Below are 21612 nucleotides of genomic sequence, written 5' to 3' on the forward strand. Positions count from 1 at the left end.
ACAGCCCGAGCGGCATGCGCAAAGACGACAGGGTCGTCGTTCATCAGGCGCCGATGCGCCAGCATCATGGTGCGGCCCAGCCAATACATCAGCACCGGGCAGATCAGCCACAGCGCCTCGGGTCGGCGATAGAGCTCTCGCACGGCGTCCGACGAGATGTAGAGGGCAAACACCGTGATGGCGTTGAACCCGGTCGCCATCGCCAGCATGGCGACGATGTTGAGGTCTGACTTGCGATAATTGCGGTTGGCCGGGTTCGGCAGATCCGCATCGAGCAGCGCCGACAGCTCGACATAGCGCTTGATCAGCGCGAGCGCGGTGAACATGAACATCGAGAAGGCGAGCAGCCACTCCGACACCGGCACGGCGATCGCCACCGCGCCGCCGATGACCCTTATGGTGTAGAGCGAGGCAAGCGTGATGACGTCGACCATCATCTTGCGCTTCAGCACGAAAGTGTAGGCCGTGGTCAGCGCGATATAGCCGATTAGGATGGCGGCGAACCATGGCGATACCAGGTAAGCGCCGATCAATGAGGCAGCGAGCACAAGCGGGATGGCGAGGAGCGCGTCGAGGATCGAAACGGTTCCGGCCGCCAGAGGCCTCTTTTTCTTCGTGGGATGGGCGCGGTCGGCCCCGAGATCGACGAGATCGTTGAGGATGTAGATGCTGGAGGCGGCGAGGCAGAAGCAGAACGCGGCGCCGAGCGCTTGCCCCAAGGCGGCGATGGTGAAGCTGTGCGAGGTGAGGAGCGGAACCAGCACAAGTGCGTTCTTGGCCCATTGGTGGACGCGCAAGAGCTACGCCCAGGCGCGGAGCGTGCTTCGACCGGAAATGAGCAGAGTGGCGTCGGGGGCGAACTCTAGCAGTTTGGCGCGGACCGCGGCGGAAGCTCGGATCGCCAGGCATCGGCGTGCGACTTTCCATACGGCGAGATCTGCCTCGCCGTTGCCAAGATAGTCGAAGCCGCCCCCGCCAAAGACGGAGACCAGGCGGTCTGCTTTGGCGGCCGAGGAGAGATTCTCGGAGGAGTCTGAGGCGAACCAACCATCGAACACGCCGAGATGGGCGGCGACGGCCGAGACGTAGCGCTCGTTGCTGGCGGAGACCAAGTAGACAGGCCGGCCCTCGGCGCGTGCATCGCGGATCAACGCAAGCACGCTTTCATCGTAAGGCAGACCGGTCACGTCAATCGCCGTGGCCTTGGCGATATGCGCTTTCAACGCTGCCTTGCCGCGGAACAGCGCCGACAGCAGCCCGAGGATACGCAGCGGGTTCTGGCCGAGATGGGCGAAGGCGCTTTCGATGAGGAGGTCGCTGCGGATCAAGGTGCCGTCGAGGTCGACGACCAGGGGAAGCGCGGCCGTCTTAGGGACAGCCTTCGCGACACGATGGCTGCTCCGCGATCGCCGGGACCGGAGGGAGGTGGAGGCCGCGCCGGGAAGGGAAGAGGTGATGTCGGCCATCGCGTGTGCCAGGGTGGAGCCGGGAGCACGTTGGGTGTCCCGAATTGATCGAACTCCCCTCTGAATCTGCAGAATCCGGGCCAGTTCCCTCGCAGGTGCGCCCGTAACCCTCTTGGAAACGCCGGATTTCCTTGAGAATTCCGGCCGGTCAGCCAGTGGCGAACAGGTCGATCACCTCGACCTCGCTGGCGCAGTTATAGGTGTGCAACCCCTTGGTTCCCCGCGTTTCCGGCGCGGTCCGCGCCACGACCTCTTGTGCAAATCCCTCCTCGTCCAGCCGGTCGATGCGGGCGAAGGCGAGGCCTGCACCGTAACGCGCGCGGCAGTCCTGCGCCGGGCGGATGAGCCGGCCTTGATGCATGAACAGCGCGCCGGCCGGCCGGGAAGCGGCAGGGTCGAGCAAAACCGGGTTTCCAGGATGTGCGTGCCATGGCCCGAAGAGCGTATCGGCGTGAAACAGGCCGAGCGCCTCCCAACTCGACGCCTGCCAATCGCGCACCCCGGCGAACATCCACAGCCGGCCGCCGTGCTCCACGAGGGTCGCGTCGTCGGCGAGCACGCGATCGAGCAACACCGCCTCTTTGACCCAGCGGTCGGGAAACCGCTCTGCGCGGTAAAGCTCAACCGTGCGGTTCGCCGAGGTCTCGGGGATCATCCATACATGGCCGTCGCGCTCGAACACGAAGGGGTACGAGAGGTGATAAGGCCGCTCCAGAACCGGACGCGGCGTCGAGGCACGGCCCGCCGTGTCAATGGTGAAATGCGAAATGACGCCCTTGCCGGTGGCAAAGGGAACCTCTTCGCAGAACACATGAGCGATGTTGCCGCGCATGAGGACGAACGGGTCGGCGTAGTAGCGCGCGGCATCGTCGGGGAGGCGGGTGAAGTCCCGCCAGGCGATATCGAGGGTATCGTGAGCATGTGCGCTTCCGCCGTGCCGCCAGGCGACCTGCCAGCGCGGCGCCTCGCCCAGCAAGCGCGCAATCCGCGCCGAGGCCTTGTTGGCGATCGACGTTGCGAAGAACGCAGCCGGAGCGATAGCGCTTGAAGTGGTCGGCGGTGGCGTGACCTTGCTGCCGGCGCACCCTGCCGGCTCGCGCCCGCGCGCCGCGTTGAGCAGCAAATCCGCCATGCGAGAGAACACGCCGTCCAGCCCGCGACTGAAAATCTCAGGATCCTCCAGCGCGCAACTGCCCTGCTCGCTCAATCCCTCGTCGTCACCGGCGAGACCGAGACGGGGCGAACGGCGCTCGAGCACCGCGGCGATAGCGCCTGCATCCCCGGCAATGCCATCGAAAGCCGGGCGCAACATGCGGTCGGCATCTATGTTCGCGGCGGCGCCAGTGAAGTCGATGGCGAGATCGCAATGAGCGCCTGCGTCGGCCACAGGCAGCGCGGCGATCTCCGCGTCGCCGAGATGTTCGCTTGCCCGCTCGGACGGCGCGGCGAACAGCAACCCCTCAAGTGCCATGAGTAGGCGCAGAGCCGACGGCAAGCCTTGGCGCGTTTCCGCGAACTGCACAGCGACGGTGCAACCATCGTCGGCAAAGGCCTTGGCGAGCCAGGCTTGCCAGCGCCAGACGCAACTCCGATCAAGCACAAAGAGCACCGTCAAGGGTTCGGGCGTGGGCGCGCCTTGCGTCTCGCGGTTGGGCATGGCGATGGAGGTTGCGATCATGCACCATGCATATCAGCCTCAAGGCGTGGCGCGCGCCGTTCTAACCACTGCTTAGTTAATTTGCTGCTCCCCGGAGCGCTGTGTTCATGACGCACTGATGACGCACAAGGCGGTCGCCGGAGCGCTCCAATTGCCTTAGGTTCTTCGGAGCGAAGCCTTGAAAATCTGACGGCTCGCAAAGACCGACACGCCCCGTCAAGAGGGTGCTTCAGGGGAGGGTGGCGTCGTGGACGAGGTGGAGAAGTTCATATCGCGGCTCAATGGGATGGATCCCACGCGGCCTTATTTCGATCCGCTGGCGGTGGAGGAAGCGCTGCGGCGACACGCGCGGCTGATTGCCTTTCGCGATGTCGCCTTCAGTTGGGCGATGGGGCCGCTGGAGGCGAAGCGCGCCCTCGGCGGCGTCGATTTCGAAGACTCCGAAATGCGCCGCTGGTACCTGACCATGCAAGCGCTCGACGATCAGGCCACGATCGACCTGAAACGCGACGATGCGGTGTGGAGGACTTATCGTAAGGCGCAGAGCGAAGCCGAGACGCGGCTCGCGGAGACACTTGACCTCGACCTCTTCGATCTCAGCGTCATGGAGATCGTCGGCGGCGATGCCGGCTATAGTGTTCATCCGATGGTGCACCTGGTCACCGCGGCGCTCAGGGATCTGATCGCCAGTTCCGCCGTCGACAACGAGCGCTTGCTGGATTTGAACGAGGCCTATCTGCCCTTCGTCGACGCGATGCTGGCGGGGCTCGGCACGTTCTGGACGGCCGGCGAGACCTTCGTCTGTTTACCACTGCCGCGGCTCACGCTGCGGGACGGCAAGCCCGTCGCCGATGGCAGCCCCGCCGCAGTCTGGCCAAACGGCGAGGCCTATGCCTATGTGGATGACGTGCTAGGTGCCGCTCTTCAGTCCGTCGAAGGCTGAACGCATCGGCGTTCGTGCTATAAGACCGCGCAATGGAGGCGATGATGCGAGGATATGCACGTGGACTTGCGGCTGGCCTATTGGGTGCGGCGCTCCTCGGGCTCATGGTGCCCGAACCTGCGGCCGCGAAGATCCAGTGCAAGGGCAATTTCCAGGTCACCAAATACGGGCTGATCGCCACGCCCTATTGCGAGGAAGAGCAGATCGCCGTGGTCGCCCGCAGCTACGGGTGGAAGGTGACCGGGGCGCAAGTGCGCAACGATCCGCTGACCAAGGTGAAGCTGTGCCAAATCCTCGGCGGCGACATCCGTCTCAAAGGCTCGTGCGCCGGCTACGCGCCGGAGAATTACGGACCGCCCTAGACCGATCAACATCAGCGCGTTACAGCGATAGCGGGATGCTCTGCGCGAAGCGGAATACGTTGCGCGGGTCATAGCGGCGCTTGATCTCGACCAGTCGCTCGAGATTCGTGCCGTAATAAGCGCGCAGATAGTTGGTCTCGGCGGGATCGATGAAGTTCTGATAGCACTCAGCCGAGGCGTGGGGCTGCATGGCCGCGTGGAACTCGGCGAGCCAACTCTCGTTTCGGGCGAGCGTGGCAGCGTCGTCATCGGCCGTCCAGTTGAGCTCAATGCTGGAAAGCATCAGCGCCTGGCGATGCACGAAGGCAGTGGCGTCGGGCGCTACCTTCGCCACCGCGCCGCCGGCGAGAAACACTTTCCAGTTGGCTCCGGCATGCGTTCCCGGAAAGCGGCGGAGATAGTCGAGGATCGTGCGCGCGCCCTCCGCTGACGCGATCCGATAGAGATAGCGCGAACGCTCATGCACGTATTCCGGCGTGTCGTCCTCTGACAGAAAATCCTGAGCATCCCAATAGGGAAGCGTGCGCATGTCCTGTTGAGCCGGGCGCGCGCTCCGGAGAAGCGGCGCGAGCAACGCGGTCACTTCTCCTTCGGTGCCGACGAACTGGCCAAGGAGCTCAAGCCGCTCGGCTTGACCCGCATCGACAAGGAATTTGCAGCCGAACCGGTCGGGCATTGCCGGCAGATGATCGAGCAGCGCCGGCAGGACATCGCTCAGCCTGCTGGTCCAGACCAGACGAAATACCGTCACCACACCCACCGGGAAGGTATCGAACGTGAAGGACGTGTTGACGCCGAAATTGCCGCCACCGCCGCCGCGACAGGCCCAGAACAAATCGGCGTTCTCCTCGGCGCTGCAGCGCAGGAGCTCTCCAGACGCGGTGACGATCTCGGTCTCGATCAGACGGTCGCAGGTCAGTCCTCTCAAGCGCTGGCTGAAGCCGACGCCGCCGCCGAGCACCAGGCCCGCGACGCCAACGCCTTGGCAACGGCCATGGGTTATGGACCGGCCAAGACGAGCAAAGGTTGCATGGACATCGGTGTTGCGCGCGCCGCCGCCGAGGCGAGCGCGGCCAGACTCGCCGTCAAAGGCCACGTGACTCATCGGCGACACGTCGATCAGGAGACCGGCGGTGGTGGAGAAGCCCGCGTAGGAGTGTCCGCCCGAGCGGATCGCAAGCGGCACATTATTGGCTTCGGCCCAGAGCAATGCGGTGCGCACGTCATCGGCCGACCCACAGCGGGCGATGCCGGCCGGGACGACCGACGCGAAGCGTAGGTTCCAGGGCGCGGCGATCCGGGTGAAGTCGAAACTGTCTCGGCGCAGCAAGCGGCCGCCAAGAGCGCGAGCCAACTCATCCCAGTCAGCGTCGACCTCAGCGCCAGTCTCGGCCGCGGCCAAGGCGCGACGAGGCAGGCCGCAAAGACCAAGCAAGGCGCCGGCCGCCGCGGTCAGGAACGTGCGGCGGCCAAACGCCGTCTGCCGCGAGGCATTCCTCCTCGCCTTGCGTTTGCGATGGCGGCGTTCTTCGTGGGAAGCGAGCACAGAGAATCTGACCTAGCGGGAACGAGCCCGGCGTCCCTCGGGCAGAGCGGAGTGTTCATCGGTGTCGTCGATATAGTAGCTGCGAACGGGGCGTAACCCTGCATCGAGTTCGTAGACGAGGGGCTTCCCGGTCGGGATCTCTAACGTCTCGATTTCGTCGTCGGAGATCTTGTCTAGATATTTGACGACGCCTCGGAGGCTCGTGCCGTGCGCCGCGACGAGCGCTGTCCGGCCGGCCATCAGCAGCGGCTCGACCCGCTCCTGCCAATAGGGGATCACACGGGCGACTGTGTCCTCGAGGCTTTCTGTGAGCGGCAGCTGGTCGCGCGGAATGAGCGCGTATCGGGGGTCGTGGCCAGGATAGCGCTCGTCGGTCACCTCGAGGGCCGGCGGGCGGGCCCGGTAGCTGCGCCGCCATTTGTGCACCTGCTCGTCGCCGACCTCCCGGCGCATCTGGTCTTTGTTGCGGCCTTGCAGCGCGCCGTAGTGGCGTTCGTTGAGGCGCCAGCTTCGCGACACGGGAAGCCAAGCGAGGTTCATCTCGTCGAGCACGATCCACGCCGTGTGAATCGCCCGCTTGAGGACCGAGGTGAAGCAATGATCGAAGCGGATATCGTGCGCCCGCAGCAGCGCAGCGGCGCGCTTCGTCTCGGCCACGCCGGCTTGTGCCAGGTCGACGTCAGTCCACCCGGTGAAAAGATTGTCCCGGTTCCACACGCTTTCGCCGTGTCGCAAGAGGATCAATCGCGGCATTTAGGGGTCTCCGCCGTCGGCCAACTGTTGGTTTATGGGGCTGCGACCGGCAGAGCAAGCCGGAGAGCCGGTTTCCGCCGAGGCCCCGTTGGCCGTGATTTCCCCCCATTTCCCCGGTAACTGGAAGAATCAGGCTAGGTTCAGCCACGTGATTCGGGGGTTTTAAGCCGTTTTTGAGGGGTTAATCCCCGCAACCAAAGCGTTTCGACTCCGGAGGGACGCGTGCGCCTGATCTTCTCGGTTCTGACCGCCATCGTCGTCCTCGCCGTGGCGATCGTCTTCGTCGGCCCGCTGTTCATTTCCACCGATGAGGTGCGCAGCCAAATTTTCGCGCAGGTGGAGTCCGCGACCGGCTATCGCTTGCGGGTGACCGGCCCGGTCGACATCACTCTGTTCCCGTCGCTCCAACTCGTAGCCGAGGACGTCGGCGTCGCGCAGCCGGCTGTGGGCGAGGCCGAGTTCGCGACGTCCAAGACGGTCAAGTTCGGGCTGATGCTTCAGGGTCTGCTCGACGGCAAGATGCGTGTGACCGAGCTGACCTTGATCGACCCGGTCATCGCCGTGCCGAAGACCGCGGCCAAGCCGCAAGCGGGCGGCGCCGCGGCCGGTGGCGGCGACGGGCAGTCTGGTGGTGGCGTCGCGCCGGTTGCCGAGAGGCTCAAGACCCTCACCCTCGATGAGCTCGTCATCAAGAACGGGACGGTGATTTTGCCGCCGCCGGGCGATACGCCAGGCAAACGCATCGAGAAGCTCAACCTCGAGGCCTCGCTCCCGGCCTTCACCAAGCCACTGTCATTCGATGTGGCCGCCGTCGTCGACGGCAAGGCGATCAAGGCGAACGGCTCAATCGGCAATTTCGGCGAGTTCCTCGAAGGCGCGCCGGCGCCGGTCAAGCTCGCCGTCGACGCTCCGGGCGCGCTCGATGCGCCGGCAAGCCTGAACGGCACTGCTACGTACAAGAACGACGCGCTCAGCTTCAGCCAGTTCAGCGCAAAGTCCGGCGACAAGACCCTGTCGGGCACGGCGGTCTACAAGGATGATGCCGTCACACTGAGCCAATTCACGGCGACGTTGGGCCGCGACAGCTTCGCCGGCAACGCCATCTACAAGGACAACAAGGTCACGGTGAACCCGCTGCGCGCCAATGTGCGCGGCCATCTCCTGTCCGGGTCGGTGACGGCCGATCTCACCAACAAAGTGCCCTATGTCGTCGCCTCGCTCGCGACCAAGACGCTCAACGTCAACGCGCTCACCGGCAAGCCCGCGTCGAAGCCGTCAGGCGGCGGTAGCGGCGGTAGTGGCGGGGGTGGTGGCGGAAGTGGCGGCGGTGGTGGTGGGAGTGGTGGGGGCGGTGGTTCCGCCAATTCCGGCTGGAGCAATGCGCCGATCGACTATTCGCCGCTCCGACAGGTGAACGGCAAATTCGCCGTCTCCGCCGAGGAGCTGATCTACGACCAAATCAAGATCAGCCCGGTGACAATCCAGGCGGCGCTGTCCGGCGGCAAGCTCAACGCCGCGCTGTCGGACTTCAAGCTCTATGGCGGCGGCGGCAAGGCGGTCGCAGTCGTCGACGCGAGCGGCAAGACGCCGGCGCAGCGGGTCCAGCTCTCGCTCACCAAATTCGACGCCTATCCGTTCCTCAAGGACGCCGCGGGGTTTCAGAATCTGGAAGGTCGCGGCACGATCAACCTCGACCTGAGCGGGAGCGGCGCGAGCCAGCGGGCCATTGTGTCCACTCTCAACGGCACCGCCAACTTCAAGTTCGTCGACGGCGCCATCCGCGGCGTCAACATCGCCAAGATGCTGCGTAATCTCGGCACCGGCATCGTCGAGGGGTGGCAGGGTGGCGACGCGGAGAAGACGGACTTTGCCTCGCTCGGGGCGAGCTTCAAAGTGGCGCAAGGCAACGCGACGACGGACGACTTGCTCCTCGCGGGCCCGCTCGTCCGCATGACGGGCGCCGGCGCGGTCAATTTGCCGGCGAAGCAGCTCAAAATGAAGGTCGACCCCCAGCTTGTCGCCTCGCTCGAAGGCCGAGGCGGCAACAAGGACCTCGCCGGACTCGGCGTGCCGGTGATGGTCGTCGGCCCCTGGGCGCGGCCCAAGATCTACCCGGACATCAAGGGCATTCTGGAGAACCCGGCGGCGGCGTATGAGCGATTCAAACAGTTCGGCGACGGCGTGGTGAAGCTGCCGGGTATGGAGAAGCTCGACAAGACGGGCGCGCTGCCCAAAATCATTCAAGACGGCAAGGTCAACAAGGACGCGCTGATCGAGGGACTGGGTGGGCTCCTCAATAAGGACCAGCCTGCGCCTGCGCCGGCGGCGACCGAGCCGGAGGCGCCAGCGCCCCAAGCGACGGTGACGCCCGAGGCCGAGCCCAAGGCCAAGAAGAAGTCCAAGGACAAGACGGCGAAGCAGAGCAAGAAGGACAAGAAGCAGGCCACGTCGGAGCCGGCGCCCGATGCCAAGCAGAAGCTCGACGCCGAAGACGCTGCGCGGCAGCTCCTTGAGAATTTTCTCAACAACCAGTAGCGGCGACATGGCCGTTTGACATCGCGGGCGCGGAGGATAGGCTCCTCCCATGGGGTCGATCCTCGACAAGTGCGATGGCGCGCCGCGCGAGGACCTCGCGGAAGGCACGGTGCTCCTGTCCGAGGGCGAGACGTCGGGACGTCTCTATGTGCTGGCCGCGGGCGCCATCGAGGTGCTGCGCGGCGACACGCAGGTGGCCGTGGTGGAGGACCCGGGCGCCGTATTCGGCGAGATGTCGGTGCTGCTCAACCGGCCGCACACGGCCACGGTGCGGGCGCTCTCGCCCGTTACCGTCTACGTGTTCGACGATGCCGAACGCTTCCTGCGATCGAATCCCGAGATCGCGTTCCTGCTCGGACGGCTGCTCGCCGAGCGCCTCAACGCCGCCACCACCTATCTCGTCGACCTGAAGCGGCAGTTCGAAGGCCACGGCAACCATCTTGGAATGGTCGGCGAGGTGCTCGAGACGCTGATCCACCAGCAGAGCCAGGATTTCAGCCTTGGCCCGGAGCGGGAGGCTGATCCGCGGCTTTGAGCCAGCCGGGTATGGCTTGCAGTTTCGGCACCGGCCGCTCCAGCTCCCCATCGAGCCGGACATACTGATTGCCGGCGGCGGAGAGCCACAGCGCCTCGCCGGCTTCGGTGTCCATGATGATGTGAGCCGGCGGCGCACCGAGGTAGTGCCCGGTGTTGAAGATCCAGGTGGACCCGATGCGGTCGACCCATGAGCCGTCCTTGACGTAGGGCGCCTCATGCACGTGGCCGGACATGACGATGTCGGGCTGGAAGGTCTCAATCCACCGCCGCAGCTCGGCGTCGCCGAAATGGCGCTGGCCGGCCCAGGCGACCGGGGAGTCGGCCGGGGGCGCATGGTAGATCCAAATCCACCGTGCCTGCCGGAGGGCGGCGGCCTTGGCGAACTGCTCGCCGATGGCGGCGCGCGACACCGGGCCGTCCCACCACGGGCACATGGTGAACAAAGTATCGCCGACGGCGAGCGAGTCGCCGTCCGACAGCACGCCCTTATTACGGTCGCCGAGCAGCCATCTGGCGACTTTCTCGCCGGCCGCGTTCTTGGCATCGAGGTCGTGATTGCCGGAGCAGATCAGGAGCCGCGTCTTGGCTTGGAGCTTATTGAAATACTTCTGTACGACGACGCTCTGGGCGCGGCCGTCGACGATCGAGGCAAGGTCGAGATGGTCCCCCGCCATGACCACGACATCGAAGTCGCCGGCGACCTCCACGACCCAGTCGAAGAGGGGCAACGAATAGTGGAAGTCGGAGACCAGGAGCAGGCGCATGGGCTGCTTGGGCGTTCCATATTTCCCCGTCAAGACTTTGCTCACCTTGAAGCCTTGTTCGCGGGCGAGCGCAAGCCGGTCTTACCGACGATGAACGGTTTATTTGGACTCGGCTGGTAGACCGTCGGATCGCGGCGCGGAATCCCCCGTAAGCCCCCGTGCCGCCACCCGTCCATGGTTCACCTAATCACGCCCCACTACCAGCGGAAGCGGTTCTTTCGGCCGAAGCAGCGCGGCAAGGTCTGGCGCGCCGTGCGCCGCTATCAGCTCGTGGAGCTTATCGTGCTCACGGGCGGCATTGCCCTCGTCTGGCTCGGTGCGCATCTCGACAATCAGGCGAAACCCTGGACCCAGCTCATCCTAGGCAACCAAGTGGAATCGGCAAGCGCCGAGCTGATCGACGGGGTTCCGGTCGGGACAAGGCAGCGACGCCCGCTTTAAGGCGGCTAGTTTTCCGGCTTGTTCTCGAGGTCCCACTCGGCCATGTCGCCGAGCAGCATCTTGTGGAACCGGCCATCGGTCGTCATCTCGGTGATGCCCTGGCCGAACTGCGGGGCCAGGGATTTGCACGGCGATTTCTTGGAGAAGGCCACGAACATCTCGGCCGAGAGGAGCGCCGGCTCGAGCGGCTCGATCTTGTCCTTGATGCCCTGTCTCGCCGCCTCGGCGACGCCGGGATAATAGCCGGCGATCACGTAGTCGACCTTGCCGGCCAGAAGATCGTCGAGCGCGGCATCGATGCCGTCGGTGCGGGCGACGTCAAGCTTGTCCTTGATGAAGGCATCGAACTGGTTGCCGTAGCTTTCGCCTTCGTTGGTCGCGCCTTTCTTGCCGATCAGATCGTCCTGGCCGGTGAAGTCGAACTTCTTGTCCTTCGCGACGAAGACGACGACCGGGTCGTAGACGAAGGCCGGTTGCACATAGTCGAGATACTGGGCGCGCTCGTCATTGTAGTAGATGCCGACGATCATGTCGGCCTTGCCTTCCCGCGCCGCAGCCTGGGCCTTGGACCAAGACCCCATGTATTTCGATTCGAGCGGGACGTTGTTCTGCTTGGCGACGGCCTCGACCAGGGACGGCGCGGCGCCGTCGATGCGGTCGCCCTCCTTGTAGGCGATGGCGGGGTATTGGGGGTGGCCCGTGGAGACGATCTTGGTGCAGGTGTCTTCGGCCACCGCGGCGGTGGACGCCAGCATCGAGACGGCAAGCACGCTCAGGCAGAGAGTTCGTTTCATTGTCAGCATCCTTGTTCCCGGATCGAGCGGAGCGTGAAGTGAGATTGGGATCATTCCCGAGTGATAAGAGGCAAGCTCGGCCGTGTATCGATCGGCATAGCGACGGGGCGTCACCGCCCCTTGGCCTGTGCCTTGACCTTGTCGACTTCGGCTTGCGAGACCTTTCCGGCCTTGACCAGCGCCTGGACACAGGCCGGCGATAGGCCGGGGCCGGCCTTCTTCATGCAAAGGTTGAGCGCCGCTGTCTGGAGCCCGTAGTCGCCGCAGAACTTCTTGTAATCGTTCGTGCAGTTATTCTGCATGTCCTTGGAGATGGTGCCCGCCTGAGACCAGACCGTCGATGGCGCCGCGAACGCGAAGCACGCCGTCAAGGCGATAGCGATAGGCAAGCTCGAGCGATCCCTCATGATCTACGACCCTCTTTATTATCGTGAAGCCGGGTTTTACCACGTTTGGACGATAGGCTCCTCTAGTATTGAGGCAGGGGCATGACGGGCAGCGCCAGGTCCCGTGCGGCTCTCTTCGCCGCAGGGCAGCGATTGACAATCTCCCCGAGTCGGCTTGGATGCTACGAAAATGAGGGCTGCCGCACCGCGGGGTGAAGCCAGCCGCCCCAGTTTGCTATAATGGAACGAGAGGCAACGGGGAGTAGCGAATGGCCGACAAAGCCGGCAGCAAGCAGGAGGGCGGCGTTTCCTACCAGGCGGCGGGCCTCGGCTATTTCGAGGATCGCGAGCTTAGGCGCCATGCCGGCGTCTTTTACCTCTGGGCGCTCGGCGTCGCCGCGGTCATCTCCGGAGATTTCTCGGGCTGGAACCTCGGCTTCGCCGCCGGCGGCTGGGGCGGCATGTTTGTCGGCACCATCCTCATCACCATCATGTATCTCGGCCTCACCTATTCCATCGCCGAGATGAGCCCGGCGCTGCCGCACACCGGCGGCGCCTATTCCTTCGCCCGCACGGCGTTCGGGCCATGGGGCGGCTTCATCACCGGCGTCGCCGAGAACATCGAATACGTGCTGACGCCGGCGGTGATCGTCTACTTCATCGGCACCTATCTCACGGCGATCTTCGGCACGCCGCCCGAGTGGCAGCCATTCTACTGGATCGCGGGGTACATTATCTTCGTCACCGCCAACGCGCGCGGCGTCGAGCTGTCATTCATGGTCACCGCCATGGTGACCTTGATGGCCGTCGCAGTCCTCGTTACGTTTTTTATCAGCGCCATCCCGTTCGTCGATTTCAACCGATACGCGCTGAATATCGGCGCCGATCCCGTGACCGGCGCGGCGGTCGAGTTGCCGGAGGGCAACGGCCCGTTCCTGCCGTTCGGCGTCTACGGGGTGCTCGCGGCGATGCCCTTCGCGGTTTGGCTGTTCCTCGCCATCGAACAACTGCCGCTGGCGGCGGAGGAATCTGTCGATCCGAAACGCGACATGCCGAGGGGCATCATGCTCGGCATGTTCACCCTGATCGCGCTGGGCTTCCTCGTTCTCTTCCTCAACCCGTCGATTCCCATCGAGCGCACGGTGACCGACGCGAGCGGCGCGACCACGACGGTGCATGGCGCATTCGCGCTCGGCACCTCGGGCGAGCCGATCCTCGACGGCTTCCGCGCGATCTTCGATCTGCATGCGGCGGGGGCGCTGGCGCTCGCCGCCGTCGTCGGCCTGGTGGCGAGCTTCCATGCCATCATCTTCGCCGGCGGACGACAGATTTATTCGCTGTCGCGGGCGGGCTATTTCCCGCATTTCCTGTCGATCACCGATGCCAAGCACAAGACGCCGAACATTGCGCTCATCACGAGCGCGGTGATCGGGCTCGCGGTCATGCTGGTCGTATGGTTCACCATGGGCGGCAAGGAAGCGGGATCGTTCATTGGCGGCGTCCTGCTCAACATGGCCGTGTTCGGCGCCATGTTCTCGTACCTGCTACAGGCGCTGACCTTCATCCAACTGCGCCGGCGGTTCCCCCATATCGAGCGTCCGTTCAGGAGCCCGTTCGGCACCGTTGGTGCCGCGCTCACCGTGATCATCGCTCTCGTGACCATCGGCTTCCAGCTTGCCGATCCGACCTATCGCACGGGCATCATCGGCGTGGTGATCTGGTACGGGCTGACGATCCTCTACTTCGCGGTCCATGGACGGAAGAATCTCGTCCTGTCGCCGGAGGAGGAGTTTGCCATCAGGCATCGCGGGGATCGAAAGCCGTAGCGGGCGTCATCCAACCACAGGGGCCGAGGCCGGAGCATGTTCGAGGATCCGCTGTTCTGGATATTCGTCCTTCCCGGCCTGTTGCTTGGCCTCTACGCCCAGTCGCGCATCAAGGCGAACGTCGCCAAGTATTCCCAAGTGCCGACAGAGAGCGGCATTACCGGCGCCGAGGTGGCACGCCGGCTGCTCGACGCGCAGGGCTTGCGCAGCGTCGCCGTCGAATCGACACCAGGCATGCTGAGCGACCATTACGACCCGCGGGCCAAGGTGTTGCGCCTAAGCCAGCAAGTCTACTTCGCGCCGACGGTCGCCGCCGCCGGCATCGCCGCGCACGAGGCGGGGCACGCGTTACAGGACGCGGAGGACTACTTCCCTATGGAGGCGCGGACCTACATCGTGCCGGTCGTGCAGCTCGCCTCCCAGGCCGCGCCTTGGCTGTTCGTCGCGGGGCTCATCCTGCAGCTCGACGCGTTGACCTGGGCCGGCGTGATCCTGTTCGGCTCGTCCTTCGTGCTCGCCCTGCTCACCCTGCCGGTCGAGTTCGACGCGAGCGCGCGGGCGCAGGAGCTTCTGGTGAAGCACGGGATCATAAGCGGAGAGCAGCAGGTCGCCGGCGTCGAGAAGGTGCTGAGCGCCGCGGCGTGGACCTACGTGGCGGCGGCGGTCTCAGCCATCGGGGTGTGGCTGTTCTACGTGTTCGTGCTCTTGTTCCGCGGGCGCTCTAGCCAACAGTGACCGTCTCGAGCCACGCCGACAGTGCATCCAGCATTTTGGCCATGACCTCCGCATCCCGGCGACCGGTCCTTGCAGGCACATGGAAGGAATGATCCGCGTCCGGGAACAGCTTTAAGGTCGCCCGCTTGCCGAGGCTCATGACCAGCTGCTCCATCAACGTGGTATCGGCAAGGGCATCGCGTGTTCCTTGCAGGAACAACATCGGGACCTCGACCTCGAACAAGTGCACTGCGCGTTCGTCAGAGGGACGTCCGGCGGGATGAAGCGGGAAGCCGAGAAACGCCAAACCGCGCACTCCCGGCAGCGGCGACTTGGCTTGCGCTTGGGACGTCATGCGGCCGCCAAATGACTTGCCGCCGGCAACGAGAGCAAGCTCGGGCAGCAGGCGTGAGGCTTCGGCGACGGCCGCGCGGACGGTGGCCTGCGCAAGCTCCGGCGCATCGGGGCGTCTGCGGCCCTCCTCCATATAGGGAAACTGGTAGCGCAGGGTGGCAACGCCTCGTTCGGCGAGTCCATCGGCGACGGACGCCATGAAGGGGTGCAACATGCCGGCGCCAGCGCCATGGGCCAGGACGTAGCAAGCGCGCGCTCCCCGCGGCGCTTGCAGCAGGCCCGACACCTGCCGCTGGTCGCCGACCGGGATGGCAAGTAAATTACCAAGGTCGCCTATTTGCGAACGCATGGCCGGACCGGACTTGAGGTCAAAACTTTCGCCTTAATTCGGATGGTGACGGCGATGTAAGTTACCAGCCGCCATGGCCTGAATTTTGACGGTGGCAAACGGGGGCGTGGTCTGACCAACAGGGCTCTTCCACTCGGTAGCGGGTTGTCTAGCGTCCTACAGATGGAGGAGCGGCGCAACGCGCTCGTTTTTCTGCTTGGCTGCGCCATCGTGACTGTCGGCGTTGTGCTGCACGTTCCCATGTTCGCCATGGGCGCCGACACCGGGTATCGGCTGGTCGACATGCCGATGGATGCAGCCATGTACTGGGGCATGGCGCTGATCGTCATGGGTGTGGGCCTGGCAGCTTACGGATTGTTGCCGAAGACCACGCCTCGCGAAGAGCGCGTCATCGAGACCATTGTCCCACCTGAAAACGCGCCGCTCACGCGCATGCACTGGGGCATCGCGGGGCTCCTGGCGCTCGCGTTCATCATCGACATCATGAAGCCGGCAAGCCTGGGGTTTGTCACTCCAGGTATGCGGGCGGAATATGGTGTTGGGCTTGAAACCGTCGCGTGGTTGCCGCTTGCGGCCCTGACCGGCACGGTGATCGGCTCGTTCCTGTGGGGCGCGCTCGCGGATGTCTATGGGCGCCGGGCGGCAATACTGCTTTCTTCGGTCGTATTCATCGGCACGTCGATCTGCGGTGCCAGCCCGATTTCTGGTGGAACGTGTTCATGTGCCTCCTGATGGGCATGGCCGCGGGCGGGATGCTTCCCGTTGCCTATGCCCTGTTGGCTGAAATCATGCCGACGCGGCATCGCGGCTGGATGTTGGTGCTGATCGGCGGGGTTGGCGCTGTGGGTGGCTATTTCGCCGCAAGCTACTCATCCGAACTGCTGCAGCCGGAGTTTGGCTGGCGCATCATGTGGTTTCTAAATCTGCCAACCGGCCTCGTTCTGATCGCTTTGAGCCCGCTACTGCCGGAATCGGCCCGGTTCCTCCAGCAGATGGGTCGCGGTGACGAAGCACGCCGCGCCTTGGCTCGTTTCGGAGCCGTGGTCCATCAAGCGCCGGAGATTGGTGCCGAGGATCATTCCTACGTCCCGCCAATCGACAAGGCCTTTATCGGGCTCACGGGCGCGCTCACAATGGCCGCACTGGTCTGGGGCCTTGTCAACTTCGGTCTGCTGCTCTGGCTGCCAAGCCTCCTTGTGTCCGAGGGCCGCAGCGTCGGCGACGCCAGCGGTCTCATCGCTCAATCGACGATCATCGCCATGCCGACCGTGGTTTTGTCAGCATGGCTCTATTGCGCCTGGAGCACCAAGTGGTCGCTGATCACCATGATGGGCGTGATGACGCTTGGCTTGGCTGGCTTCTTGTTACGCGGAGCCGATGTCGGTTGGCTTAGCAGCCCGATACCGTCCCTCGTGCTGGTGATCGTCGGCTCGTGCGGCGTTATCTCTGTCCTGCTGCCCTATACCACGGAGAGTTATCCGCTCAGGATCCGCGGGCGCGCGACCGGCTGGATAGCCGGTTGCTCGAAGCTCGGCGGGCTCGTTGCACAAGGTCTTGCCGTGATCGGTGCCGTGCCGGTGTTTGGCATTGCCGCCCTGATAGTCGCCGCACCGGCACTTCTGGCGATGGCGCTGATCGCGGGCCTAGGACACGAAACGCGCGGCCGTGACCTGCGGGACGTCGACGCTGGCATGTTGAGGGCGGATAGGGCTCGATGAGCCCTCCTTCGCGCCTTGGCCTGAGGCTAATCCCGCGAAGCGCGGCACGCGCGAAGACTTTACTCAGCGAGGAAGCGCTTCTTAGCGAAGGCCTGGCCTGCCACCCGAAGCCCGAAGGGCGAAGGGTGGCGGTGGGGGCAGTCATAGGCGAACTCGTCTCCGCTGCCATTTCCCTGTTCTGCGGGAAAATACAGTGAATTTAGCCTCCTTTAAGGCCTGCAAGCCGGTGCGATCCTCCCATTCTCGAACAGATTCAAAGATTTAGCAGTGAATTCCCTGACAATCAGAGCAGGGAGTTTTGGAGACCGATCAGGGAATTCGCCTCGAATTAGCAGGGACCTTGTTCCATTCCACCTGACTGACCGTCGGTTGGGTGCGTCGCCGCCCGGAGCACGGCTTGCGCGCTACAATCCCCAGCCAGTGACCGCGATGACTTGGCCGGTGATACCGGCGGCGGCTGGCGAGGCGAGGAAGACGACAGTCTCTGCGATATCATTGCGTTTGGTCCAAAGCTTCAAATCTTTTGGTTTCATCGCAGCGCGAGCGTGCGAGTAAGCGCCTCAATTCCCGCCTTAGCGCAATTATAGGCGACCATATTGGCCTGAGGCTGACCAGCCCGCGCAAAGTTTATGATGACACCGTCACCGGCTGCTTGCAGATGCGGGAAGGCTGCGCGTGATGCCAAAAACGCGCTCAACAGGTTATTGTCGATCTCCGCACGCCAATCATCGAGCGTGTGCTCTACCGAGGCTTTATAACGTGTCAATCCTCCTGCCAAATTCACCAGGATGTCGATCCGACCGTATTCATTAATGGTACCACCGATCAGACGCCCGACCTGATCCTCATTAGTCAAGGATCCGGCCATGGCAAACACGCGGGCGCCCGCGTCTCGCAGCTCTTTGGCTCGCGCTTCGACGTTGCTTTGCGTGCGCGCGGAAATCACCAGCGCGACGCCGGCATCTGCCAGCGCTTTGGCGACGGCCTGTCCCACCTGTCCATCGCCGCTCACCCCCGTCACAATGGCGACTTTGCCTTCCAGGCTGACCTGCATGTCGTTTAATCCGATATTTGTCTTAGTATAGCTCAAAGCCGCTCACAGCGCTGGAACTTACGCGCGCTGCGTACCGGAGCAAAGGATGGCGACCGTTGTGGTGTTTGGCGGTGGGGGTTTCCTTGGTCGGCGACTGGTAGACCGCCTGACCGCCGACGGCCGGATTGAGATGCGATCGATGGGTTTCGAACGGCTCACGGTCATCGCCGCCGATGTGCGGGATCAAGCCTCGGTTGCCGCCGCCATTAGGGAGGCCGACGCCGTGGTCAACGCGGTCTCGGCCTATGTTGAGAAGGGTGGGGTGACCTTCGAAGCTGTGCATGTACGAGGGGCCGAGAATGTAGCGCGGGAGGCAGCTGCGGCCAGGGTTGCGCGGCTCGTGCTTGTATCCGGAATTGGCGCCGATCCCGATTCAAGCTCGCCATACATCCGGGCTCGAGGACGCGGCGAACTGCTCGTTCGGCAGGCGTTCCCAAGGGCTACGATCGTCCGCCCGGGGGCCATGTTCGGTCCAGGCGATGCATTGTTCGGCACGCTCGCCGCGCTTGCTCGGCTGCTGCCAGCACTGCCGCTGATCGGCGGCGGCTCTACCCGACTGCAGCCAATCTTCGTGGAAGACGTGGCTGAGGCTATCAGTAGCATCCTCAGCGACCCCGGGACCGTCGGCCGGACCTACGAGCTTGCTGGTCCCAAAGTGTACACGCTGCAGGAGCTGGTCAACATAACGCTCCAGCTTATGGGCAAAAGGCGACTGCTCGTGCCGATTCCCTTTGCAGTAGCCGAGGTCAAGGCGCGACTATTCGAGTTCCTGCCTAACCCACCGCTCGCCACCGGCCAGGTCGACCTTCTCAAGACGGACAATGTGGCGAGCGGGGCCCTGCCAGATGTCCAAGACCTCGGTATTCAACCAAAGACTATCGAGGAGGTAATACCAACCTATATCGGCCCCCGGGCACCAGGACTTCGCTGATCGGTCTTCACAGATCGATGACCACGCGCCCTCGCGTTTTGCCGGCGAGGATTTCGGTCGCCAGAAAGGGCACGTCCTCAAGCCTTGCCCGTGACGTCATGCTGCTGAGCTTGGCGGGATCGAGGTTCGTGGCCAGACGACCCCAAGCCTCTTCACGCTTCTCTCGCGGGGTTAGGACTGAGTTCACGCCCGCAAGAGTGATGTCGCGCAGGATGAACGGCAGGACGGTCGCGGGCAGATCGGAGCCTTGCGCCAAGCCGCAGGCCGCCACTGCGCCGTCATATTTGATCTGCGACAGCACGTTGGCCAGCGTCCGGCTGCCGAGTGAGTCGATCGCGCCCGCCCAGCGCTCCTTGCTCAACGGGTTTCCAGCTTCGGAAAGCTCGCGAGCATCGATGATCTCATCGGCGCCAAGTCCTTGTAGGTAGTCACTTTCCTGCTCGGCCCGGCGGGAGGAGGCAACGACGCGATAGCCAAGCTTGTCGAGGAGCGCGATCGCGACTGAACCCACCCCACCGGCAGCACCGGTCACGAGTACATCGCCATTGTCCGGTTTGATTCCCTCCTTTTCTAGCGCCAACACGCAAAGCATGGCGGTATACCCGGCGGTACCAATCGCCATGGCTTGGGCTGTCGAAATATTGTCCGGGAGCCGGATAAGCCAGTCGCCCTTGAGACGAGCCTGTTCAGCGTAGCCGCCGTGATGCGTCTCGCCGAGACCAAAGCCGTTTGCCACGACGCGATCTCCGGCTTGGAAGCGAGGATCCTCCGAGCGCAACACCCTCCCGGCCAGGTCGATGCCGGGAATGAGGGGAAATTTGCGGATGATGGGCGCTTTGCCCGTTATCGCGAGGCCATCCTTGTAGTTCACCGTTGAGTGCTCCACCGCTAAGGTGACATCGCCTTCCATGAGATCCGCGCCTGTCAGCTCAGTGATCCCGACGCTTTGCCGGTCGCCATCTTTGGTCACGAGTAAGGCCCGGAACTTTTCGGTCATATCTTTCTCATGGCTCTAGCGGCGGCAGGCTGCCCCTTAAACTGTCGTCATTGAGTTGTGGCCCAGGCAGATGGCTACCACCCCGCTTGCGCCGGTGACTCGTCGACGAATCGAAGGAAACGGCGAAAAGGCCCTCAATTCTAGACAGTCCTGCCAGTGGCTCTTTTTTGCGATAATACCGATTCGCACAAGGGGCTACGATCATGGCGGAACTCGAATTCGGACTTCCTGGTCGCGTGCGGCTGCAGGACTATCGAGACGCTAATGCCATTAGCGCGCGTACTCTGATGCGCCAGGATCGCTGTTGGTCCAGCGCGGAACCGGACGCGCGGCCGCACTTCATGGATTCGCCGCGGGTAAGACCGGCACAAGCGGGGATTACCGCGATGCTTGGTTCATCGGATTCAATGAAGATCTTGTTGCTGGGGTTTGGGTCGGGAATGACGACCGCTCGCCGATGAAACAGGTTACAGGAGGTTCATTGCCCGCAGAGATCTGGAAACGCTTTATGAGCCAAGCCATCGCCATACCTGGCCCCAGCGAATCGCAAATGGCCCCCACGCCTGCTGATCCTTCTATGACACAAGCATCGTCCGCTGAACCTTCTGCAGGATCGATCGCGGCGCCGAAATTCGCTGCTAAATGCGTGATCCCGACGGCTACTTGATCGAGGTCGGCCAGTCCACGGGACTGCTCAAAGGAAACCTCGCCAAGAAGCGGCCCGAGGATCTGCCGGGCTAGGACAAAGTGACCAGGCGTCCCGTGGAGCCTCTGGTCCCCCGGGGGCCGTCTACGTCGACTCCCCCGTAGTAGGCTAGTCGCTCTGCGGAAGCCGCGCCGACGGCTGTCCCGCAAATGATAAGTCGTAGGTTTGGTTGAAGCTGGTCCCGGCAATACGTCCGGGGACATCCTTTGCCTCCATACACAGCTTTGCGCGCTCGTAACGTGGCGTACCAACCGAAACATCAGCGGGCGCATGATGCCAGGGTGTTATGCTCGGTTTCGGAGCACGTCCCCTTTGGAGGGCTCACCAAACGGCGAGGAGGAGAAGATGAAATCACTACCTGAAATTTTGTTTTGGTTGGGAGTTGCCTCTATCCCGCTCGCGTGGCTGGTATGGTACTTCGGACCAGACTTGGAGTTCATGAGGCCGGTCTTGAGCGCGGTTGAGGATCCTGAATTGCGAGCAGCCCTTCAAGAAGCTCATGCACAGCGGCTAGGAATTTGGGTAGCTATTTGGCCAGTAACGCTTCTGGTACTGAGCTTTCTCGTTGAAAAGAGAGTGCAGGCTTAGACCGCGACGTTGCCGATAACCCTGAGAAGATCGATACCGGCCACGCGTCGCTCCATCTTCGCCACCAGCGCCGAAGACGGCAGCTAAAGTCCGGCAGTTGATGGGTGACGGCAAGCTGGAATGGACGCAGTTGCGGTTGGGGGGAAGGCTCG

The 21612-nt window shown here is 63.7% G+C and carries 21 protein-coding genes and 2 pseudogenes; 11 read left to right on the top strand and 12 right to left on the bottom strand.

The window, feature by feature from the left end; genetic code table 11:
* Window positions 1-62 precede the first annotated feature (62 nt).
* The 3 genes and pseudogenes from ACRECX_RS13965 to ACRECX_RS13975 all read right to left on the bottom strand — a co-directional run.
* A pseudogene (locus ACRECX_RS13965) lies at window positions 63-764 on the bottom strand (UbiA family prenyltransferase); the annotation flags it as partial.
* 36 nt (window positions 765-800) lie between these two features.
* Window positions 801-1466 (bottom strand): haloacid dehalogenase-like hydrolase, encoded by a 666-nt coding sequence (locus ACRECX_RS13970; RefSeq protein ID WP_431559453.1) that lies wholly within the window; start codon window positions 1464-1466, stop codon window positions 801-803.
* Between the two features lie 148 nt (window positions 1467-1614).
* Window positions 1615-3144 carry a glucosamine inositolphosphorylceramide transferase family protein gene (locus ACRECX_RS13975; protein ID WP_431559454.1) on the bottom strand — a complete coding sequence of 510 codons (1530 nt, stop codon included), beginning with the start codon at window positions 3142-3144 and terminating at the stop codon, window positions 1615-1617.
* 226 nt (window positions 3145-3370) lie between these two features.
* Here ACRECX_RS13975 and ACRECX_RS13980 point away from each other — a divergent pair, with 226 nt between their 5' ends.
* Both ACRECX_RS13980 and ACRECX_RS13985 read left to right on the top strand, forming a co-directional pair.
* Entirely contained in the window at window positions 3371-4066 is a 696-nt protein-coding gene (locus ACRECX_RS13980; protein ID WP_431559455.1) for a hypothetical protein, read from the top strand.
* A gap of 41 nt (window positions 4067-4107) precedes the next feature.
* Entirely contained in the window at window positions 4108-4428 is a 321-nt protein-coding gene (locus ACRECX_RS13985) for a hypothetical protein (RefSeq protein ID WP_431559456.1), read from the top strand.
* A 19-nt stretch (window positions 4429-4447) separates the two neighbouring features.
* On the opposite strand, the gene ACRECX_RS13990 is transcribed toward ACRECX_RS13985, so the two are convergent.
* Both ACRECX_RS13990 and gpmA read right to left on the bottom strand, forming a co-directional pair.
* Window positions 4448-5758 carry an FAD-binding oxidoreductase gene (locus ACRECX_RS13990; RefSeq protein ID WP_431559457.1) on the bottom strand — a complete coding sequence of 437 codons (1311 nt, stop codon included), beginning with the start codon at window positions 5756-5758 and terminating at the stop codon, window positions 4448-4450.
* A gap of 228 nt (window positions 5759-5986) precedes the next feature.
* Window positions 5987-6727, bottom strand: coding sequence for a 2,3-diphosphoglycerate-dependent phosphoglycerate mutase (gpmA, locus tag ACRECX_RS13995; protein ID WP_431559458.1), 741 nt, complete (start codon window positions 6725-6727; stop codon window positions 5987-5989).
* 222 nt (window positions 6728-6949) lie between these two features.
* On the opposite strand from gpmA, the gene ACRECX_RS14000 reads away from it, so the two are divergent.
* Both ACRECX_RS14000 and ACRECX_RS14005 read left to right on the top strand, forming a co-directional pair.
* Window positions 6950-9262 carry an AsmA family protein gene (locus tag ACRECX_RS14000; RefSeq protein ID WP_431559459.1) on the top strand — a complete coding sequence of 771 codons (2313 nt, stop codon included), beginning with the start codon at window positions 6950-6952 and terminating at the stop codon, window positions 9260-9262.
* A 49-nt stretch (window positions 9263-9311) separates the two neighbouring features.
* Window positions 9312-9797 carry a Crp/Fnr family transcriptional regulator gene (locus ACRECX_RS14005; protein WP_431559460.1) on the top strand — a complete coding sequence of 162 codons (486 nt, stop codon included), beginning with the start codon at window positions 9312-9314 and terminating at the stop codon, window positions 9795-9797.
* On the opposite strand, the gene ACRECX_RS14010 is transcribed toward ACRECX_RS14005, so the two are convergent.
* Complete coding sequence (locus ACRECX_RS14010) at window positions 9757-10563, bottom strand: metallophosphoesterase family protein (RefSeq protein ID WP_431559492.1); 807 nt, start codon at window positions 10561-10563, stop codon at window positions 9757-9759. The genes ACRECX_RS14005 and ACRECX_RS14010 overlap by 41 nt on opposite strands.
* Before the next feature lie 174 nt (window positions 10564-10737).
* On the opposite strand from ACRECX_RS14010, the gene ACRECX_RS14015 reads away from it, so the two are divergent.
* Window positions 10738-11004 (top strand): hypothetical protein, encoded by a 267-nt coding sequence (locus ACRECX_RS14015; RefSeq protein WP_431559461.1) that lies wholly within the window; start codon window positions 10738-10740, stop codon window positions 11002-11004.
* Between the two features lie 5 nt (window positions 11005-11009).
* Here the strand turns inward: ACRECX_RS14015 and ACRECX_RS14020 are convergent, their stop codons facing one another.
* Entirely contained in the window at window positions 11010-11798 is a 789-nt protein-coding gene (locus tag ACRECX_RS14020) for a substrate-binding periplasmic protein (RefSeq protein WP_431559462.1), read from the bottom strand.
* 110 nt (window positions 11799-11908) lie between these two features.
* On the bottom strand, window positions 11909-12187 hold the full coding sequence (locus ACRECX_RS14025) for a hypothetical protein (RefSeq protein ID WP_431559463.1): 279 nt from the start codon (window positions 12185-12187) through the stop codon (window positions 11909-11911).
* 266 nt (window positions 12188-12453) lie between these two features.
* Here ACRECX_RS14025 and ACRECX_RS14030 point away from each other — a divergent pair, with 266 nt between their 5' ends.
* Window positions 12454-14010: an amino acid permease gene (locus ACRECX_RS14030; protein WP_431559464.1), complete on the top strand. Its 1557-nt coding sequence runs from the start codon at window positions 12454-12456 to the stop codon at window positions 14008-14010.
* Between the two features lie 36 nt (window positions 14011-14046).
* Window positions 14047-14745 carry a zinc metallopeptidase gene (locus ACRECX_RS14035; RefSeq protein WP_431559465.1) on the top strand — a complete coding sequence of 233 codons (699 nt, stop codon included), beginning with the start codon at window positions 14047-14049 and terminating at the stop codon, window positions 14743-14745.
* Here the strand turns inward: ACRECX_RS14035 and ACRECX_RS14040 are convergent.
* On the bottom strand, window positions 14732-15427 hold the full coding sequence (locus ACRECX_RS14040; protein WP_431559466.1) for an alpha/beta hydrolase family protein: 696 nt from the start codon (window positions 15425-15427) through the stop codon (window positions 14732-14734). The genes ACRECX_RS14035 and ACRECX_RS14040 overlap by 14 nt on opposite strands.
* 162 nt (window positions 15428-15589) lie before the next feature.
* Between ACRECX_RS14040 and ACRECX_RS14045 the strand changes: the two genes are divergently transcribed.
* Together ACRECX_RS14045 and ACRECX_RS14050 are read left to right on the top strand one after the other, a co-directional pair.
* Window positions 15590-16159 carry a hypothetical protein gene (locus ACRECX_RS14045; RefSeq protein WP_431559467.1) on the top strand — a complete coding sequence of 190 codons (570 nt, stop codon included), beginning with the start codon at window positions 15590-15592 and terminating at the stop codon, window positions 16157-16159.
* Window positions 16147-17145, top strand: a complete 999-nt coding sequence (locus ACRECX_RS14050; RefSeq protein ID WP_431559468.1) for an MFS transporter — start codon at window positions 16147-16149, stop codon at window positions 17143-17145. Before ACRECX_RS14045 ends, ACRECX_RS14050 begins: the two co-directional genes overlap by 13 nt.
* A 404-nt stretch (window positions 17146-17549) precedes the next feature.
* Here ACRECX_RS14050 and ACRECX_RS14055 read toward each other — a convergent pair whose 3' ends face one another.
* Window positions 17550-17678: an SDR family oxidoreductase gene (locus ACRECX_RS14055; RefSeq protein WP_431559469.1), complete on the bottom strand. Its 129-nt coding sequence runs from the start codon at window positions 17676-17678 to the stop codon at window positions 17550-17552.
* Window positions 17675-18199: an SDR family NAD(P)-dependent oxidoreductase gene (locus tag ACRECX_RS14060; protein WP_431559470.1), complete on the bottom strand. Its 525-nt coding sequence runs from the start codon at window positions 18197-18199 to the stop codon at window positions 17675-17677. Before ACRECX_RS14060 ends, ACRECX_RS14055 begins: the two co-directional genes overlap by 4 nt.
* Before the next feature lie 85 nt (window positions 18200-18284).
* On the opposite strand from ACRECX_RS14060, the gene ACRECX_RS14065 reads away from it, so the two are divergent.
* Entirely contained in the window at window positions 18285-19169 is an 885-nt protein-coding gene (locus ACRECX_RS14065; RefSeq protein WP_431559471.1) for an NAD-dependent epimerase/dehydratase family protein, read from the top strand.
* A gap of 7 nt (window positions 19170-19176) precedes the next feature.
* Here ACRECX_RS14065 and ACRECX_RS14070 read toward each other — a convergent pair whose 3' ends face one another.
* A complete protein-coding gene (locus ACRECX_RS14070) occupies window positions 19177-20166 on the bottom strand; it encodes an MDR family oxidoreductase (RefSeq protein ID WP_431559472.1) in 990 nt (329 codons plus the stop codon).
* A 301-nt stretch (window positions 20167-20467) separates the two neighbouring features.
* Here ACRECX_RS14070 and ACRECX_RS14075 point away from each other — a divergent pair.
* A pseudogene (locus tag ACRECX_RS14075) lies at window positions 20468-20707 on the top strand (PBP1A family penicillin-binding protein); the annotation flags it as partial.
* Between the last annotated feature and the right edge of the window lie 905 nt (window positions 20708-21612).

Source organism: Methyloceanibacter sp., from assembly GCF_050726195.1.
GTDB lineage: Bacteria > Pseudomonadota > Alphaproteobacteria > Rhizobiales > Methyloligellaceae > Methyloceanibacter.

Excerpts from the sequence above, each read along its gene's own strand:
- ACRECX_RS13970 (WP_431559453.1), bottom strand. The coding sequence starts at position 1,466 with ATGGCCGACATCACCTCTTCCCTTCCCGGCGCGGCCTCCACCTCCCTC.
- ACRECX_RS13975 (WP_431559454.1), bottom strand. The coding sequence starts at position 3,144 with ATGATCGCAACCTCCATCGCCATGCCCAACCGCGAGACGCAAGGCGCG.
- ACRECX_RS13985 (WP_431559456.1), top strand. The coding sequence starts at position 4,108 with ATGATGCGAGGATATGCACGTGGACTTGCGGCTGGCCTATTGGGTGCG.
- gpmA (WP_431559458.1), bottom strand. The coding sequence starts at position 6,727 with ATGCCGCGATTGATCCTCTTGCGACACGGCGAAAGCGTGTGGAACCGG.
- ACRECX_RS14005 (WP_431559460.1), top strand. The coding sequence starts at position 9,312 with ATGGGGTCGATCCTCGACAAGTGCGATGGCGCGCCGCGCGAGGACCTC.
- ACRECX_RS14010 (WP_431559492.1), bottom strand. The coding sequence starts at position 10,563 with ATGCGCCTGCTCCTGGTCTCCGACTTCCACTATTCGTTGCCCCTCTTC.
- ACRECX_RS14015 (WP_431559461.1), top strand. The coding sequence starts at position 10,738 with ATGGTTCACCTAATCACGCCCCACTACCAGCGGAAGCGGTTCTTTCGG.
- ACRECX_RS14020 (WP_431559462.1), bottom strand. The coding sequence starts at position 11,798 with ATGAAACGAACTCTCTGCCTGAGCGTGCTTGCCGTCTCGATGCTGGCG.
- ACRECX_RS14030 (WP_431559464.1), top strand. The coding sequence starts at position 12,454 with ATGGCCGACAAAGCCGGCAGCAAGCAGGAGGGCGGCGTTTCCTACCAG.
- ACRECX_RS14035 (WP_431559465.1), top strand. The coding sequence starts at position 14,047 with ATGTTCGAGGATCCGCTGTTCTGGATATTCGTCCTTCCCGGCCTGTTG.
- ACRECX_RS14040 (WP_431559466.1), bottom strand. The coding sequence starts at position 15,427 with ATGCGTTCGCAAATAGGCGACCTTGGTAATTTACTTGCCATCCCGGTC.
- ACRECX_RS14045 (WP_431559467.1), top strand. The coding sequence starts at position 15,590 with ATGGAGGAGCGGCGCAACGCGCTCGTTTTTCTGCTTGGCTGCGCCATC.
- ACRECX_RS14050 (WP_431559468.1), top strand. The coding sequence starts at position 16,147 with ATGTGCCTCCTGATGGGCATGGCCGCGGGCGGGATGCTTCCCGTTGCC.
- ACRECX_RS14055 (WP_431559469.1), bottom strand. The coding sequence starts at position 17,678 with ATGAAACCAAAAGATTTGAAGCTTTGGACCAAACGCAATGATATCGCA.
- ACRECX_RS14060 (WP_431559470.1), bottom strand. The coding sequence starts at position 18,199 with ATGCAGGTCAGCCTGGAAGGCAAAGTCGCCATTGTGACGGGGGTGAGC.
- ACRECX_RS14065 (WP_431559471.1), top strand. The coding sequence starts at position 18,285 with ATGGCGACCGTTGTGGTGTTTGGCGGTGGGGGTTTCCTTGGTCGGCGA.
- ACRECX_RS14070 (WP_431559472.1), bottom strand. The coding sequence starts at position 20,166 with ATGACCGAAAAGTTCCGGGCCTTACTCGTGACCAAAGATGGCGACCGG.